Origin of the sequence: Grimontia indica (genome assembly GCF_000333895.2) — a bacterium.
GTDB classification, from domain to species: Bacteria; Pseudomonadota; Gammaproteobacteria; order Enterobacterales; family Vibrionaceae; genus Enterovibrio; species Enterovibrio indicus.
On the sequence record NZ_ANFM02000014.1, the window covers coordinates 42,581 to 58,209 of the forward strand.

The following is a 15,629-nucleotide window of genomic DNA, read 5'->3' on the forward strand; positions in this document are numbered from 1 at the left end:
CTGTTGTAGGCATAAAGCCAACGTCCCGGAAAACTGAAGAGCCTTTTGACTTTGATAGTCGGTGACTCCGGGGACAAGTAAGACGCTTATCCCTCGTATTTTTTGATAACCAGCGTGGCGTTGGTACCACCAAAGCCGAAGCTGTTAGACATGACTGTCTTCAGCTCTACTTCACGGGTTTCCGACACGATATCCAGACCTTCAGCAGCTGGATCCAAGTTTTCAATGTTGATGCTTGGCGCAACGAAGTTGTTTTCCAGCATGATGGTGGAGTAAATCGCTTCGTGAACACCTGCCGCACCCAGTGCGTGACCGGTCATGGCTTTGGTTGCAGAAATTGCAGGGCTGTTGTTGCCGAACACTTCCTGAATCGCGCCCAGCTCTTTCACATCGCCCACTGGCGTAGAGGTGCCGTGAGTGTTGATGTAGTCGATTTGATCAACGTCCTGCATCGCCATCTTCATACAGCGGATCGCGCCTTCGCCTGATGGCGCTACCATGTCGTAGCCATCTGACGTTGCACCGTAGCCCACGATTTCACCGTAGATTTTCGCACCACGCGCCAGCGCATGCTCAAGCTCTTCGATAACCATCATGCCGCCACCACCAGAGATAACGAAGCCATCGCGGTCTGCATCGTAGGTACGTGATGCTTTTTCTGGGTTGTCGTTGTATTTGGTCGACAGCGCGCCCATAGCGTCAAACATCATGGTCAGTGACCAATCCAGTTCTTCACCACCACCTGCAAAAACAACGTCTTGCTTACCCAGTTGAATCAGTTCAACGGCGTGGCCAATACAGTGTGCTGATGTCGCACACGCAGAGCTCATGGTGTAGTTCACACCACGGATTTTGAATGGTGTTGCCAGACAAGCTGAAACCGTCGAAGACATGGTACGTGGCACCATGTAAGGACCAACACGTTTTACGCCTTTCTCACGTAATGTGTCTGTGGCTGCAACTTGGTTAATCGATGATGCGCCACCAGAACCAGCAACCAGACCGGTGCGGTCGTTAGACACTATATCTTCTGTCAAACCGGCATCTTCGATAGCCTGCTCCATTGACAGATAAGCGAAGCCCGCAGCATCGCCCATAAAACGAAACTTTTTGCGATCAATGTGATCAGCAGGATTGAGCTTTAAATCACCCCAGACATTACTGCGAAGCTTCATGTCTGCGAACTGTTGGGAAAAGCTAATCCCTGATTTACCCGTCTTTAATGACTCCAGCACTTCTTTAACGTTGTTACCGATGCTGGAAACAATTCCCATACCTGTAATTACGGCTCGTTTCATCTTTTGTTCCTACAATTCGAGTTCGCACCGATGATAGCGGTTTTGATACGCCTAAGTGGTCAGCTTTCCTAGAGTACAGGTGTAAGCTGAAATTTTTCACATACTGACACAGACCCGTTGTCGGTTCTGTATATTCCGTCGAATTGGCGATAGAATCCGCGCTCGACGTGCAAACCCCGTTTTTATTAAGGTAAGGCTTGTGACCCAAACCCGTATTGAACACGCCCAAATCCATTGGAATGACGCCGGAACACCGGTCTCTGACAACTTTGACGATGTTTACTTTTCCAATGCCAATGGTCTGGAAGAAACGCGCTACGTGTTCCTGCAGCAAAACCAGCTACCAAACCGCTGGGATACCTTTTCACATGACCGATTCGTGATTGCGGAAACCGGGTTTGGTACAGGCCTTAACTTCCTGGCTGTGTGGCAGTGGTTTGCCCAATTCCGAAAGGAAAACCCTGAGGCTCAAGTCAACCAGCTTCATTTCATCAGCTTTGAGAAGTTCCCGGTCTCCGTGACTGATTTAGAAAAAGCCCACGCAGCCTGGCCAGAGTTGGCGGATTTCGCCGAAGCTCTGCGCAAACACTACCCAGCAGTGGTTTCTGGCTGCCACCGTTTGGTATTGGCAGATGGCATGATCACGCTGGATTTGTGGTTCGGCGACATCAAAGACTGTATGCCGCAAGTGTGGACGTCTGATGACGGTATTGTGGATTGCTGGTTTCTGGACGGCTTTGCACCCAGCAAGAACCCAGAAATGTGGAGTCAGACGCTGTTCGACGGCATGGCAAGACTGGCTAAACAGGACTGTACCGTTGCCACTTTCACAGCAGCTGGCTTTGTGCGTCGCGGCTTAATTGACGCTGGCTTTGAAATGAAGAAAGCCAAGGGTTATGGCACCAAGCGCGACATGATTGTCGGCTCCATGGTCGAACGTAACCAGCCACGCCAACAGGCTCCTTGGTATAAACGTACTGCACCACAAAACAGCAATGACATTGCCATTATTGGTGGCGGTGTGGCGAGCGCCACCTTGGCACTGTCACTGGTGCGCCGTGGAAAATCAGTCACCCTTTATTGCGAGCATGACAAGCCTGGACTTGCCGCATCTGGCAACCGACAAGGCGCGGTATATCCACTTCTAAATGGCAGTGACGATGCCCTTTCTCGCTTCTTTGCGCCGGCATTTCTGTTCTCCCGTCAGTTTATTGAACAGGCAGCAGAAACGGTTTCGTTTGATCACGATTTGTGTGGCGTTACCCAATTAGGGTGGGATGAAAAAAGCGCGGACAAATTGGCGAAGATGCTGACAGGTGGTTTTCCGGAATCTCTTATCCACGGTATCACCAGAGAAGACGCCGAATCACTGACTGGCATTGAAACCGGGCACGGCGGAGTAACCTATCCTCTCGGTGGTTGGTTGTGCCCTCAGCAGTTAACCCAGGGCTTGATAGCCAATGCTGAGAAAACTGGCCTGTTGACCTGTCATTACAATGCCGAAGTGACGAAAGCCAGTCATCAGAACGGGTCGTGGACACTGACTTCAAACCAAGGCGAACTGACTCACGATACCGTGGTGATCGCTAACGGTCACAAGTTCACCCAGTTTGAGCAAACCGCCCCCATCCCGGCCTATGCGGTTCGTGGTCAGGTGTCCCACATCAATACCACGCCAGCGTTAAAGCTGCTCAAAACCGTGTTGTGTTATGACGGTTACCTGACGCCGGCCAACCCAAAAAATGACACTCATTGCATCGGCGCCAGCTATAGCCGGAATGATACTTCCATGGACTTCCGCATGGACGATCAGGCTGACAACAAGCAGCGCCTGGTCGATTGCATTCCTGCTGAGTGGCCAGAAGAGATTGATACTGACCATGGTGGTGGTCGTGTAGGTATTCGCTGTGCCAGCCGCGATCATTTGCCGTATGTCGGTGATGTCTGCAACTTTGAAGCTTTGAAAACCGCATACAGCGATTTGCGTGATAAGAAAGACAGTGCCGAAAATGTACCGGTTTACCCGAACCTCTATAGCCTGTTGGCACTCGGTTCGCGCGGTTTAACCTCTGCGCCAATCCTCGGTGAACTTCTGGCATCACAGCTTTGTGGCGATCCACTACCCATGCCGGTTGATGTGCTTAATGCCTTGCATCCAGGGCGTATGTGGGTAAGAAAACTGCTCAAGGGTAAAGCTCTTTAGTAGGGGAAGATAATTCAAACAAAGAAGGCGCCGATTGGCGCCTTCTTCTTATCTGGTTGCAGTGTTTAACCTGCCTGCTGTTGCAGCGATGCCCAGAGGTTACCCACCAGCACTTGATCGGAAGGGTTCAGCTCGTTTGAATTTTCTTTCAGGCTTTCGTCGACACGTACCTTCAGCGCAGACACATCTTCGATGCCGTCCTGCTCACAATCTGCGGCCGCCAGCGAGACATGACCACGCAGATAACCGCTGGCAAACAACTCATCATCAGAGGCCGTTTCTACCATGGCATCAATCAGGTCGAGGATTTTCTCTTCGTATTCTTGGATCATTTTTAGCTCTCAGGAAAAGTCTGCTGGCGTTAAAGGAGGACGATTATAAAACGTTCGAAGGGCGTCTGAATAGGTTTTGGCGCGCGTAGGCATGCCGTCTTTCAGATATTTCATCACTTGCTCACGCACTTTTGCGGTAAATACCGGGCGGTCAGGTTCAAAAGAACCGTTTAGATTGTCGCAACTTACCTGAAAGCGAAAGCCACAACTGGCCGACAGAATCCACTCTACCGCCTGAGGTTTGATTTCTACCTTTTCAAACTCGGCTTGCGTCTGCTCATCGCGTCCATCCGGCAGATACCAGTAGCCAAAGTCTTCCAGCAAACGGCGTTCAGGCCCGGCAATGCACCAGTGTGACACTTCATGAAGCGCAGAGGCATAAAAACCACGGGCGAAGATGATTCGGTGGTGTGGGTTGTCATCATCCGCAGGCAGATAAACCGGCTCATCGCCGCCCAGCAGCAATTCTGTGTTGAAAGAATCAATAAAAGTCTGATTAAAGACAGAAATAAGGTCGTTGTAATCGTGTTGCATGGCGCGAATTGTAATAGTGAAGTTACAGCAAATTCAGTTAAGCGGGCATTTTACCTGCCAAAACCCCTATTGTCGCAGCAAAAAGCGCCGTTTTAGGCCAATTCCACCAGCAAAAGCATGAATTCAATTCATGGGTGACCTCACAACCTTTCATTGGATTGAGAGATCAATCACAACTATGATTGCGCGAAATTATCCCATTCAAATGCAAGTTACTGAATATCATGTTGTTGTCCACGTTATACATCGTTGGAATTACCGCTGAAGCCATGACAGGCGCACTGGCGGCTGGCCGCAGGAATATGGACTGGTTTGGCGTCATGCTGGTCGCTGCCTGCACAGCCATTGGAGGCGGTACCGTGCGTGATATTTTGCTCGGTCACTACCCGCTTGGTTGGGTCGCTAACCCGCACTATCTGGTGATTGTCTGCGTTGCCGGTATCATCACGACCTGGATGGCATCTTGGGTGGCCCGCAATCACAAGCTTTTCGTCTGGCTGGACTCACTCGGTCTGATTGCTTTCAGCATTATCGGTTGCCGCGTGGGCATGGATATGGGGCTGTCGCCGCTGATTTGTGTGGTGTCTGCGCTGGTGACAGGTATATTTGGTGGCCTGCTGCGTGACTTGCTGTGTCGCCGTCAGCCAATGGTGCTGCATAAAGAGCTATATGCTTCCGTCGCTTTCTTAGCAGGCGCTATGTATTGGGCACTGATGACCCACGGAAACCAGTTTGGCATTGATGAGAACATCGCGACCATTTCTACGCTGGTGACTGGCTTTGTCTTCCGTATGTCTGCGGTGAAGTTTGGCTGGAGTCTGCCGGTGTTTAGTTTTGAAGCTGAAGAACAAACCATTCTGGGAAAAGAAGGACCTAGGTCCTAGGTCCTAGGAAGAGCAAAGAACAAAAAGAAGGGCTGATGGTGCGAAACCGTCAGCCCTTTTCTCTTGTATTGGCTTTTGCTAATTCTAGGACCTTCTTTTCCAAGGCCCTAGGATCTTTCTTTTAAATCTTCGGCGTATTGGTATGCACACCCGCATTCTGTGCGCGGTGACGCAGCAGGTGGTCCATCAATACAATCGCAACCATGGCCTCTGCAATTGGCACCGCACGGATACCGACACATGGGTCATGACGACCTTTGGTAATCACGTCGACGGTTTCGCCATCCACATTGATGGTTTCACCCGGTACCGTGATGCTTGAAGTTGGCTTCAGCGCAAGGTGCGCAACGATATCCTGACCTGATGAAATCCCACCAAGAATGCCGCCAGCGTGGTTGGATTTAAAACCTTCCGGCGTCAGTTCATCACGGTGCTCGCTGCCGCGCTGGTTGACGACGTCAAAGCCATCACCCACTTCCACGCCTTTCACGGCATTGATACCCATCAGCGCGTAAGCAATGTCTGCGTCTAAACGGTCAAACACTGGCTCTCCAAGACCAACAGGCACGTTATTCGCGACCACGGTCAATTTGGCACCAATAGAATCGCCTTCTTTTTTCAGCGCACGGATCAGTTCGTCCAGCGCTTCCAGCTTTGTTTCATCCGGGCAGAAGAATGGGTTTTGCTCAACTTGATCCCAGTCGACCTTGTCGATGGTCACATCACCCATTTGAGAGAGGTAACAGCGGACTTCAATACCAAACTCTTGCTTGAGGTATTTCTTTGCAATCGCACCCGCAGCAACACGCATCGCCGTTTCACGCGCTGAAGAGCGGCCACCACCACGGTAATCACGATGTCCGTATTTTTGATGGTAGGTGTAGTCGGCATGGCCAGGGCGGAAGCGGTCTGCAATCTTGGAGTAATCCTGTGAGCGCTGGTCGGTATTTTCGATAACCAAACCAATCGAAGTCCCTGTCGTTTTACCTTCGAAAACGCCAGAAAGGAACTTCACTTCATCCGGTTCACGACGTTGAGTCGTATATTTTGAGGTGCCCGGACGACGACGGTCCAGATCGACCTGTAAATCTGCTTCTGAAATTTCAAGCCCCGGTGGGCAACCGTCAACAATGCAGCCCAACGCCAATCCATGACTTTCACCAAAAGTGGTGACCCGAAAAACCTGACCTATTGAATTGCCTGCCATTACTTCCTCTGTTTCTCTCCGGTCGACATATCACAACCGCATTAGCATGCACCTAATGAAACATAACCGCGATTGAGAAGCAAAAGCTTTTTTTATGTACAGGTGGAAACTCCCTGTAATACTGGGCTGGTTTCAAGAAATGAGGCAAAACCGGAAAGAGAGATACAAAAAAGGCCGAAATCTATAATTTCAGCCTTTTTCTTAGGGGCAAAGACAACAATTAGTCTTTATAGATAGAAAATTCGTCGGCAACACTGACCAGATCCTGATAGGTCATCAGGAAGACACCGTGGCCGCCATTTTCAAATTCCAGCCAGGTCAGTGGCAGGTGTGGATACTGCTCCTGAACGTGAACCATGGAGTTACCCACTTCACAGATCAGAATGCCTTGCTCAGTCAGGTAATCCGGTGCATTGGCAATGATGCGGCGCATCAGTTTCAGGCCATCGGTACCTGCAGCCAGACCCAACTCTGGCTCGTGACGGAACTCATCCGGCAGCGAGTTCATGTCTTCCTCATCCACGTATGGTGGGTTAGAGACAATCAGGTCGTATTTATCTTTTGGCAGATCTCGGAACAAATCTGAGCGGATTGGGAAAACCTGCTGCTCAAGGCCATGTTCCTGAATGTTCATCTCTGCCACTTCCAGTGCATCGGTAGAAATGTCCACCAGATCTACTTCAGCGTCAGGGAACGCGTAGGCACAGGCAATACCAATGCAGCCACTGCCGGTGCACAGATCCATGATACGGTTTGGCTCGACTTCCAGCATTGGGCTGAACTGATTCTGGATCAGCTCACCGATTGGTGAACGTGGCACCAGCACACGCTCATCCACGTAGAATTCCAAATCGCAGAAGTAAGCTTTGTTTGTCAGGTAAGCCACTGGCGTGCGCTCGTTGATACGACGGATTACGCGTTCAACAATACGGTGACGTTCACTGGTGGTCAGACGCGCAGTTTGCGTTTCTGCAGGCACATCAATTGGCAGATAAAGTGTCGGCAGTACCAATTGTACCGCTTCGTCCCATGCGTTGTCCGTTCCGTGACCGTAATAAATTCCTGCTGCATTAAAGCAACTTACCGTCCAACGTAGCATGTCTTGCAGCGTACGCAGCTCGTTGACGACTTCATCAACAATAATTCTATCCAAAATGGCCTCCAGTAGCCTCAACACATCACCGTCAGGGCGATTCCAACAGGAAAGCAGACATTGTTCTTATTTTAAGTAAAATGCAGCTAACAGAATTTGGAAATGACTTATGAGTAAGAAATCCCCGATCCCAGAAGATGACGACATGTCATTGTTCCGCGATGCGGTGAAAGGCGTTAAAAAACTGCAGCAGGATACCATAAACCCGCCAAGACGCCAGACAACAGAGCAAGCACGCAAAAAGCAGACTGAGTCCGCGGCGCGCGACCACACCTTCTATTTCTCAGACGAGTTTGAACCGCTGCTGAAAGAGGATGGGCCAACTCAATATGCGCGCACAGGTGTCTCCAAATACGAAGTAAAAAGACTTCGCCGCGGTGTTTACGTGCCGGATATGTTCCTTGACCTACACGGCATGACGCAACTGGAAGCCAAGCGAGAGTTAGGCGCACTGATTGCAGCATGTATAAAAGAAGGGATCAGTTGTGCCTGTGTCATGCACGGTATTGGCAAACACATACTGAAACAGAAGACACCACTTTGGTTGGCACAGCACCCTGACGTATTGGCATTCCATCAGGCGCCACTGGAATTTGGTGGTGATGGCGCTTTACTGGTTCTGATTGAAATCCCGGAAAAATAGCCTGAAGCACAGAAACCAAAAACGCCCTGTGTTGGGCGTTTTTTTATCTCTGCTTAAAGCTGTTTTCGACCAAGCGGTCAGGACGCGTACCCCATCACTTGCGACGGACTTTTCATCCACAGCACTTCGCTCTGTTCTGTTTGCGGATTGTATTCAATGCAGGAAATCGAAGATGTCGGGAACATCGGCGGCTGAAGATCAGCCTCAAACTCTGCCGTGAGATAACCCACCAGCGGTAGATGAGAAACCAAAAGAATCGACGCTGGATTATCAACGGAAACTAAAGCGCGCAGGTAAGAAGCAACGTGCTCGCTGTCTCCATACGGCGTGATACCGTCTTCAGTCAAAACACTTTTCGCTTCGGGCAAAACGGCAGCACATGCCGACCAAGTCTGCTGTGCGCGTAAATAAGGACTCACCAAAACCAAGTCCAGTTTTCCCTCTGGCAGCTCTTGTGCCAGCCAGCGTGCCATTTCAACCGATTGTTGCTCACCGCGATCGGTCAGCGGACGTTCTTCATCACTGGCGGCGAAGGTGTGTGCCTCACCGTGGCGCATAATATAAATTCGCATATCACAACAGCTGATTTTGAGTATTCTTCGATATGCTACCAGTCAATTCTTTAATCTGGAACGACTGATCGCACAGATGTTTGCCTCAATTTACTTACGTGGTCATAATTAAGACCTTGCCACTACCAGTGAAGGTGCTTTGTGCAAATCAGTCCCAACGATCATCGTAGCTACCGCCTTATTACTCTCGCCAACAATTTGAGGGTGCTTCTGGTAGAAGATGTGCAAGCACCGCGCAGTGCTGCTGCGTTAACCGTGAATGTGGGACACTTCTGTGATCCCGCTGATCGTGAAGGTTTAGCGCACTTCCTAGAACACATGTTGTTTCTCGGTACAGAGAAATATCCCGATGTCGGTGAGTTCCAATCTTTTATCAGTCGCCATGGCGGTAATAACAACGCCTGGACCGGAACCGAAAACACCACCTTTTTCTTCGATATCCGACACGACCATTTCGAAGAGGCGCTTGATCGATTCGGCCAATTCTTCTCTGCGCCTTTGTTCAATGCAGATGCAGTCGACAAAGAGCGCAACGCGGTTGACTCAGAATATCGTCTGAAACTTCAGGACGATGTGCGCCGGATTTACCAGGTGCAGAAAGAGACCATCAACCAGGCTCACCCTTTCTCAAAATTTTCTGTCGGTAGCCTCGACACCCTTGCCGATCGCGAGGGCAGTTCGGTGCGTGATGAGCTGATTGCTTTTTACAAGACCCATTACAGTGCCAACCTGATGGCAGCCTCGATCACTGGCCCATTCAGGCTGGACGATTTGGAAACGCTGGCAAACCAAACATTCAGTGATATTCCAAACCTTGATCTGTCGCCGTTTGTGCCAGACGTCCCGTTTGTCGATAAAGCCCAGTTGCAACAGTTTGTCTGTATCGAGCCGCTCAAAGATGTTCGCAAGCTGACACTGGCATTTTCAATGCCAGCGACCGATGAGCATTACAAAATCAAGCCACTTTCCTACATTGCCCATCTTCTCGGTTATGAAGGTACTGGCAGTGTGATGTCTTTGCTCAAAGCAAAAGGGCTCATCAATAATCTGTCAGCAGGTGGTGGGATCAGCGGTTCGAATTTCCGAGAGTTTTCAGTCAGTGTCAGCTTGACCGAGGCGGGACTGACCAAGATAGACGATATCGTGACTTACATTTTTCAGGCTATCAGTCTTATCCGCGAGCAGGGGCTCGATGATTGGCGTTATGCAGAAAAACGTGCGGTGCAGGAAATGGCGTTTCGTTATCAAGAGCCTTCACGCCCTATCGATACCGTGAGTCATATGGTGCTCAACATGCAGCATTATCAGGATGAGGATGTGCTGTATGGCGACTACATCATGCAGGAATATGACGAAGCCTTGATACGCCAGATGCTTGGCTACCTGACACCCGATCATCTTCGCCTGACGTTGATTGCCAAAGGTGGCAATTATGATCGCACGGCAAATTGGTACGACACCCCTTACAGTGTGAAACCATTCACCGAAGCTCAGCTCGAAAAATGGCGTGCGGCACATATCTCTCCTGCACTGGCTTTGCCAGAGCCAAACCCCTTTATCAGCTACGAACTCGACCCTGCAGATTTAGAAGCGCCAGAACAGCAACTACCTGTGATGATTCAGGAATTACCGGGCTTTCGTTTGTGGCACCTGCAAGATACCGATTTCCGCGTCCCGAAAGGCGTGGTTTACGTCGCGATAGACAGCCCGCATGCGGTGCAATCGGTCGAGAACATCGTAAAGACCCGCGTCAGCGTTGAAATGCTGATGGAGTCCATCAATGAAACAGCCTATCCTGCCGAAGTTGCGGGCCTGAATTACAATCTCTATGCCCATCAAGGTGGCGTGACTTTGAAGCTAAGCGGCTTCAATGAAAAGCTGCCACTCCTGATGGATTTGGTATTGGATAAATTTGCCAAGCGCGATTTCAAACCAGAGCGCTTTGACATCATCAAAACCCAGTTGCTAAGAAGTTGGAAGAACGCGACTCAAAACAAAGCCATTAACCGCTTATACAATTCGATGACAGGTATCTTGCAACCAAACAATCCGACGTATGAAGAGCTCATCGAAGCGCTGGAACCTCTGCAGGTGACAGAACTACCTGACTTTGTGCATCGCGTGATGTCCGAACTGCATGTTGAGATGTTTGTTTATGGTAACTGGCAGAAGCAGCAAACGCTGGATTTGGCTGAGCCAGTAAAAGATGCCCTTCGTGTGCACAACCAACGCTATCAGGAGTCCACCCGACCACTGGTCCTTTTGAAAGGTGCTGGCAGTGCGTCATACCATCTGGGATGTGACAGTCAAGACTCAGCCGTGTTGGTTTACTACCAGAGCCACGGCACTGAACCTCAGGATGTCGCCTTATTTACTTTCGCTCAGCATTTGATGTCTGCCATCTTCTTCAACGAGCTGCGCACCAAGCAGCAACTTGGCTATATGGTTGGCTCCGGCAACATGCCAATGAACCGGCACCCAGGTTTGATTTTCTATGTGCAGTCACCTCAGGCTGGCCCGGCAAAATTGATGGAAGCAATAGACGACTTCCTCAATGCCTTCTTCCTGGTGCTGCTAGAACTCAACGAAGCGCAATGGCAAGCCAGTAAACAAGGGTTACTCGGACAGATAGAAGAGCCGGATGCCAACCTACGCGCCCGTGGACAGCGTTTGTGGATCAGTATTGGCAATAAGGATGCTGAATTTACCCAGCGCCAGAACGTCGCTGCCGCTATTCGGGATATGGATCGCGCAGATATGGTGAAGTTTGTGGTCGAGCAATTGAAACCGCGTACCTCCGATCGTCTGATCATGCACAGTTGTGGTGGCGCTCACCCTGATGAATGTAGCCTTGAAGGCACAAAGGAAATCGAGTCTGTCACAGCGTTTCGTCGCAATCGCACAGAGCGAATTAACTAAAGCCTGTCGACCTTCGTGCTGCCTTTTTCCATGCTTCAGATATAAAAAATCCCCGGGCCAGCCGGGGATTTTTTGTTTAAGGCTTTATGAGTGGAATGTCTTACCTTCCGCAGCCATGGCTTTAAGCAGCTCACACGGTGCAAAACGCTCACCGTACTTGGCTTCATGCTGTTCCAGCATTTCTACCAGACGTTTAATTCCAATGTGGTCCATATAGCGGAATGGACCGCCGAGGAATGGTGGGAATCCGATACCGAACACAGCACCAATATCGCCGTCACGCGCAGATTTCACCACGCCTTCATCCAAACACTGGGCAGCTTCATTCAGCATCATCAGCACACAGCGAATCGCCAGTTCATGCGCTGATAACTGACTTTTCAGCTCAACACCCAGCAAGGTGTAGACACGCTTATCGACTTCTTTTTTCTTACCGTTGTAAACGAAAAAGCCTTTGCCACTCTTACGACCTTTACGGCCATCATTGAGCATCACGTCGAACACATCCGGTGCCCGGAAACGCTCACCCAATTCGTTCAACAGAATTGGGCTGATCTTCGCGCCAATGTCGATACCTACTTCGTCCAGCAGTGTCACTGGGCCAACAGGGAAACCAAAGTCCAACAGCGCATTGTCAATGTGCTCAACCGACTCACCGGACAGTAAGGTTCTTGCCGCTTCGTTCATGTATGGCGCAAGAATACGGTTCACGTAGAACCCGGCTTTGTCTGCCACCACTATCGGCGTTTTACCTTGCTTCTTCGCAAGCTTCACCACAGTCGCCACCGCTTCTTCGGACGTGCCCGCATGTGGAATCACTTCTACCAGTGGCATTTTATCGACCGGCGAGAAGTAGTGCAGACCCACAATATTTTCAGGACGCTTTGCACCCTCGGCGATTTGATGGATTGGCAGTGAAGAAGTGTTGGTGGCGAAGATGGTATCTTCAGCCAGATTCTCTTCTACTTCCGCAACCATTTGGTGCTTCAGCTTCAGATCTTCAAACACGGCCTCAACAACCACATTGTTACGGCTCATACCGGAATAGTCAGTCGTACCGCTAATGCGATCCATCTGCTTTTGCATTTCGGCTTTGGAAATGATGCGGCGCTTGCGCTTTTTATCCAGCAGTTTATAGCTGTAAGCCATGGCATTCAGAATGCCATCGTTGCTGACATCTTTGACGCGCACAGGTGTATTCGCTTTGGTCGCAGAAACATTGGCGATACCAGCGCCCATCAAACCACCGCCAAGCACAGTCACGCCTGTCACAGTGCGAGGGTCAGCATCTGCGCCAGTTTCTTTTTTCATTGCAGTTGTCGCAAAGAAAATGCTGCGCAATGCGGCAGATTCTGATGACATCACCAGCTCACCAAAGCGTTTTGCTTCCAGCGCCAGGCCTTTCTCGACGCCTTTATCCAAGCCGTATTTGATGACCTCAAGGATGGCTTCAGTGGCAGGGTAATTACCGCGGGTTTTCTCACGGGTTTTCTTCGCAGCCTGATCGAACATAACAGAACGGCCAAGTGCATTGCCGCCCATCGCCCAATCCTGCCAGCTCCCTTTGCGTTTGGGTTTACCCTTCAGTGCCAACTCTTCAGCAACACGAAGCAACACAGACTGAGGAACCACATCATCGACTACGCCCATTTTCTTCGCTTTCTTGGCGCGAAGCTGTTTGCCCGTCAGAATCATATCCAACGCGCCCGGCACACCGATGAGTCTTGGAAGACGTTGCGTACCGCCGGAGCCCGGCAACAAGCCAAGCTGCACTTCGGGAAGACCCAGACGGGTTTTATCATCATCACTCGCGACTCGGCTATGACAAGCCAGAGCGAGTTCCAAACCACCGCCCAACGCAGGGCCATGAATCGCTGCGACGACATGAAATGGCAGTTTCTCGATACGGGAGAACAGCTTCTGACCATGTTCAGCAATAGCCTGTGCATCTTCCGCAGTATTGCACGCATCTAACATGCGAACGTCAGCACCAGCCACAAAGTTATCCGGTTTTGCAGAGTGCAGCACCAGACCTTTGATATCGCTTTTGCTTTCAAGCTCGCTCAGAATTGCACTGATTTCATCAACAAAGCTGGCTTGCAGGGTATTCATGCTCTCGCCAGGGACATCAATGCTCAGCCATGCCACACCGTTGTCACCATAGCGCAGCGAGAACGCACCGTTTGTTGGGGTTGTTTGTTCCGTCATTATTCTGCCTCCAAGATCATCGCTGCACCCAGACCACCTGCTGCACAAGCAGTATTCAATGCCAAACCACCTCCACGGCGGCGAAGTTCATTCAAGGTTTGGGTGATCATGCGCGCACCGGTTGCGGCAAATGGGTGACCGTAAGCAATCGAGCCACCCAGCACATTGAACTTGTCCATGTCGATTTCGCCAATTGCCTGGCTACGACCCAGCTTCTGTTCTGCAAAGCTTTTGGACGCAAACATTTTTACGTTAGCCAACGTCTGCGCGGCAAACGCTTCATGCATATCAATCAGAGTGAGATCAGACAGCGTAATGCCAGCGCGATCTAACGCGATTGGCGTTGAGTAAGACGGCCCCATCAGCATGTCATGCTCAACCTGAATTGCAGAAAACGCGTATGAGCGGATGTAACCCAGAGGCGTTAGACCAAGTTCTTTGGCACGCCCTTCACGCATCAGCATCACTGCTGCAGCACCGTCGGTCAGTGGCGTACTGTTTGCAGCAGTCACAGAGCCGTGTTTGCGGTCAAACGCAGGACGCAGTTTCGCGTAGCCTTCAACCGTTGAGTCTTCGCGAACATTGTTGTCTTTATCAATCCACTGGCGATAAGGTTCAGGGAAGGCAGTCATCACCTCATCACGAACCAATCCATCCGCCCAAGCTTTCGCTGCTAGGGAATGAGAGCGGTGTGCCAATGCATCTTGTTCCTCACGGGTAATGCCATGGCTCTTTGCCATTTGCTCTGCAGTTTGTCCCATGCTGAGGCCTGTCGAATATTCCGCTACAGCTGGTGGAACAGGCGCTAAGTCTTTGAGGGAGAGTGAGCTTAGGAGTTTTAAGCGCTTGCTCATCGTCTTAGCTTTGCTAAGCGCCAGCAGTGTCGCTGCCATGTGCTTAGAGACACCAATTGGCAGCACGGAAGAAGAATCTGCGCCACCTGCGATACCGATATCAACAGCACCGGCCATGATGCTTTCGGTGACGTTGACGACAGATTGGAAGCTGGTCGCGCAAGCGCGGCTGACACTGTAAGCATCAGTGTGAACATTCATACCTGTGCCAAGCACTATTTCACGTGCGATGTTCGGTGCTTCCGGCATTTGAACAACCTGTCCAAAAACCAGCTGGTCGATTAGCTTAGGATCAATGTCGGTACGGTTTAGCATTTCGCTAACAACCATCTTTCCGAGATCAACAGCAGGCACATCCGCATATGCGGTGGATTGTCGTGCAAACGGGGTACGTAAACCCGAGACGACAGCTATACGTTCACCCTGACGCGTAGTCAGATTCTGGGGAGAGTTCATTGCCGCTCCTTGCAATTATTAGAGGTCAGACCAGAAGAGTGTAACCAATTTGTTATCAGATTAAAACGTGCGTTTTAATTAAATCTGCCAAGCAAACATAGACCGTTACGACATTTTTGAAAATAAAAACTGAGCGAGAAGCAAAGTTGGAGAGTGACTAGGGGCTGTTGACCTTTGGTGATGATTTTTGCAGCAGTTTGTGGGGATTTTATGCAAGGCAAAGGCTTCGATGTGTAGCTGGCCTACATGAGAAGCTGATAACGCAGCAGAAATTCCCCACAAACGCTGCCCGAAAGGTTCTGCTCTAAGCGTTTTATGCTTTGTTGAGGTGTGTTTGCTTAGAATCACTAGGCGGCACACACCTCG

Annotated in this window: 12 protein-coding genes; 4 read left to right on the plus strand and 8 right to left on the minus strand. The window is 50.4% G+C overall.

Features of this window, described 5'->3' with window-relative positions; all coding sequences use genetic code 11:
* Window positions 1-86 precede the first annotated feature (86 nt).
* Window positions 87-1,298, minus strand: coding sequence for a beta-ketoacyl-ACP synthase I (gene fabB, locus D515_RS08565; RefSeq protein ID WP_002537799.1), 1,212 nt, complete (start codon window positions 1,296-1,298; stop codon window positions 87-89).
* Window positions 1,299-1,497: 199 nt separating this feature from the next.
* On the opposite strand from fabB, the gene mnmC reads away from it, so the two are divergent.
* Window positions 1,498-3,501, plus strand: a complete 2,004-nt coding sequence (gene mnmC, locus D515_RS08570; RefSeq protein WP_002537800.1) for a bifunctional tRNA (5-methylaminomethyl-2-thiouridine)(34)-methyltransferase MnmC2/FAD-dependent 5-carboxymethylaminomethyl-2-thiouridine(34) oxidoreductase MnmC1 — start codon at window positions 1,498-1,500, stop codon at window positions 3,499-3,501.
* 65 nt (window positions 3,502-3,566) lie between these two features.
* Here mnmC and D515_RS08575 read toward each other — a convergent pair whose 3' ends face one another.
* Both D515_RS08575 and D515_RS08580 read right to left on the minus strand, forming a co-directional pair.
* The gene (locus D515_RS08575) at window positions 3,567-3,833 is read right to left on the minus strand and encodes a YfcL family protein (protein ID WP_002537801.1); all 267 of its coding nucleotides are present in this window, start codon (window positions 3,831-3,833) and stop codon (window positions 3,567-3,569) included.
* 9 nt (window positions 3,834-3,842) lie between these two features.
* Window positions 3,843-4,367, minus strand: a complete 525-nt coding sequence (locus D515_RS08580; protein WP_002537802.1) for an elongation factor P hydroxylase — start codon at window positions 4,365-4,367, stop codon at window positions 3,843-3,845.
* Window positions 4,368-4,591: 224 nt separating this feature from the next.
* Between D515_RS08580 and D515_RS08585 the strand changes: the two genes are divergently transcribed.
* Window positions 4,592-5,251, plus strand: coding sequence for a trimeric intracellular cation channel family protein (locus D515_RS08585; RefSeq protein WP_002537803.1), 660 nt, complete (start codon window positions 4,592-4,594; stop codon window positions 5,249-5,251).
* 121 nt (window positions 5,252-5,372) lie between these two features.
* On the opposite strand, the gene aroC is transcribed toward D515_RS08585, so the two are convergent.
* A complete protein-coding gene (gene aroC, locus D515_RS08590) occupies window positions 5,373-6,458 on the minus strand; it encodes a chorismate synthase (RefSeq protein ID WP_002537805.1) in 1,086 nt (361 codons plus the stop codon).
* Between the two features lie 220 nt (window positions 6,459-6,678).
* A complete protein-coding gene (prmB, locus tag D515_RS08595; protein ID WP_002537806.1) occupies window positions 6,679-7,611 on the minus strand; it encodes a 50S ribosomal protein L3 N(5)-glutamine methyltransferase in 933 nt (310 codons plus the stop codon).
* 109 nt (window positions 7,612-7,720) lie between these two features.
* Between prmB and smrB the strand changes: the two genes are divergently transcribed.
* A complete protein-coding gene (gene smrB / locus D515_RS08600; protein ID WP_002537807.1) occupies window positions 7,721-8,254 on the plus strand; it encodes an endonuclease SmrB in 534 nt (177 codons plus the stop codon).
* Window positions 8,255-8,331: 77 nt separating this feature from the next.
* On the opposite strand, the gene sixA is transcribed toward smrB, so the two are convergent.
* Window positions 8,332-8,826: a phosphohistidine phosphatase SixA gene (sixA, locus tag D515_RS08605; protein WP_039849815.1), complete on the minus strand. Its 495-nt coding sequence runs from the start codon at window positions 8,824-8,826 to the stop codon at window positions 8,332-8,334.
* 141 nt (window positions 8,827-8,967) lie between these two features.
* Here sixA and D515_RS08610 point away from each other — a divergent pair, with 141 nt between their 5' ends.
* Window positions 8,968-11,745, plus strand: a complete 2,778-nt coding sequence (locus D515_RS08610) for an insulinase family protein (RefSeq protein ID WP_002537811.1) — start codon at window positions 8,968-8,970, stop codon at window positions 11,743-11,745.
* An 84-nt stretch (window positions 11,746-11,829) separates the two neighbouring features.
* On the opposite strand, the gene fadJ is transcribed toward D515_RS08610, so the two are convergent.
* Both fadJ and fadI read right to left on the minus strand, forming a co-directional pair.
* On the minus strand, window positions 11,830-13,953 hold the full coding sequence (gene fadJ, locus D515_RS08615) for a fatty acid oxidation complex subunit alpha FadJ (RefSeq protein ID WP_002537812.1): 2,124 nt from the start codon (window positions 13,951-13,953) through the stop codon (window positions 11,830-11,832).
* A complete protein-coding gene (gene fadI, locus D515_RS08620) occupies window positions 13,953-15,263 on the minus strand; it encodes an acetyl-CoA C-acyltransferase FadI (protein WP_039849816.1) in 1,311 nt (436 codons plus the stop codon). Before fadI ends, fadJ begins: the two co-directional genes overlap by 1 nt.
* Window positions 15,264-15,629 lie beyond the last annotated feature (366 nt).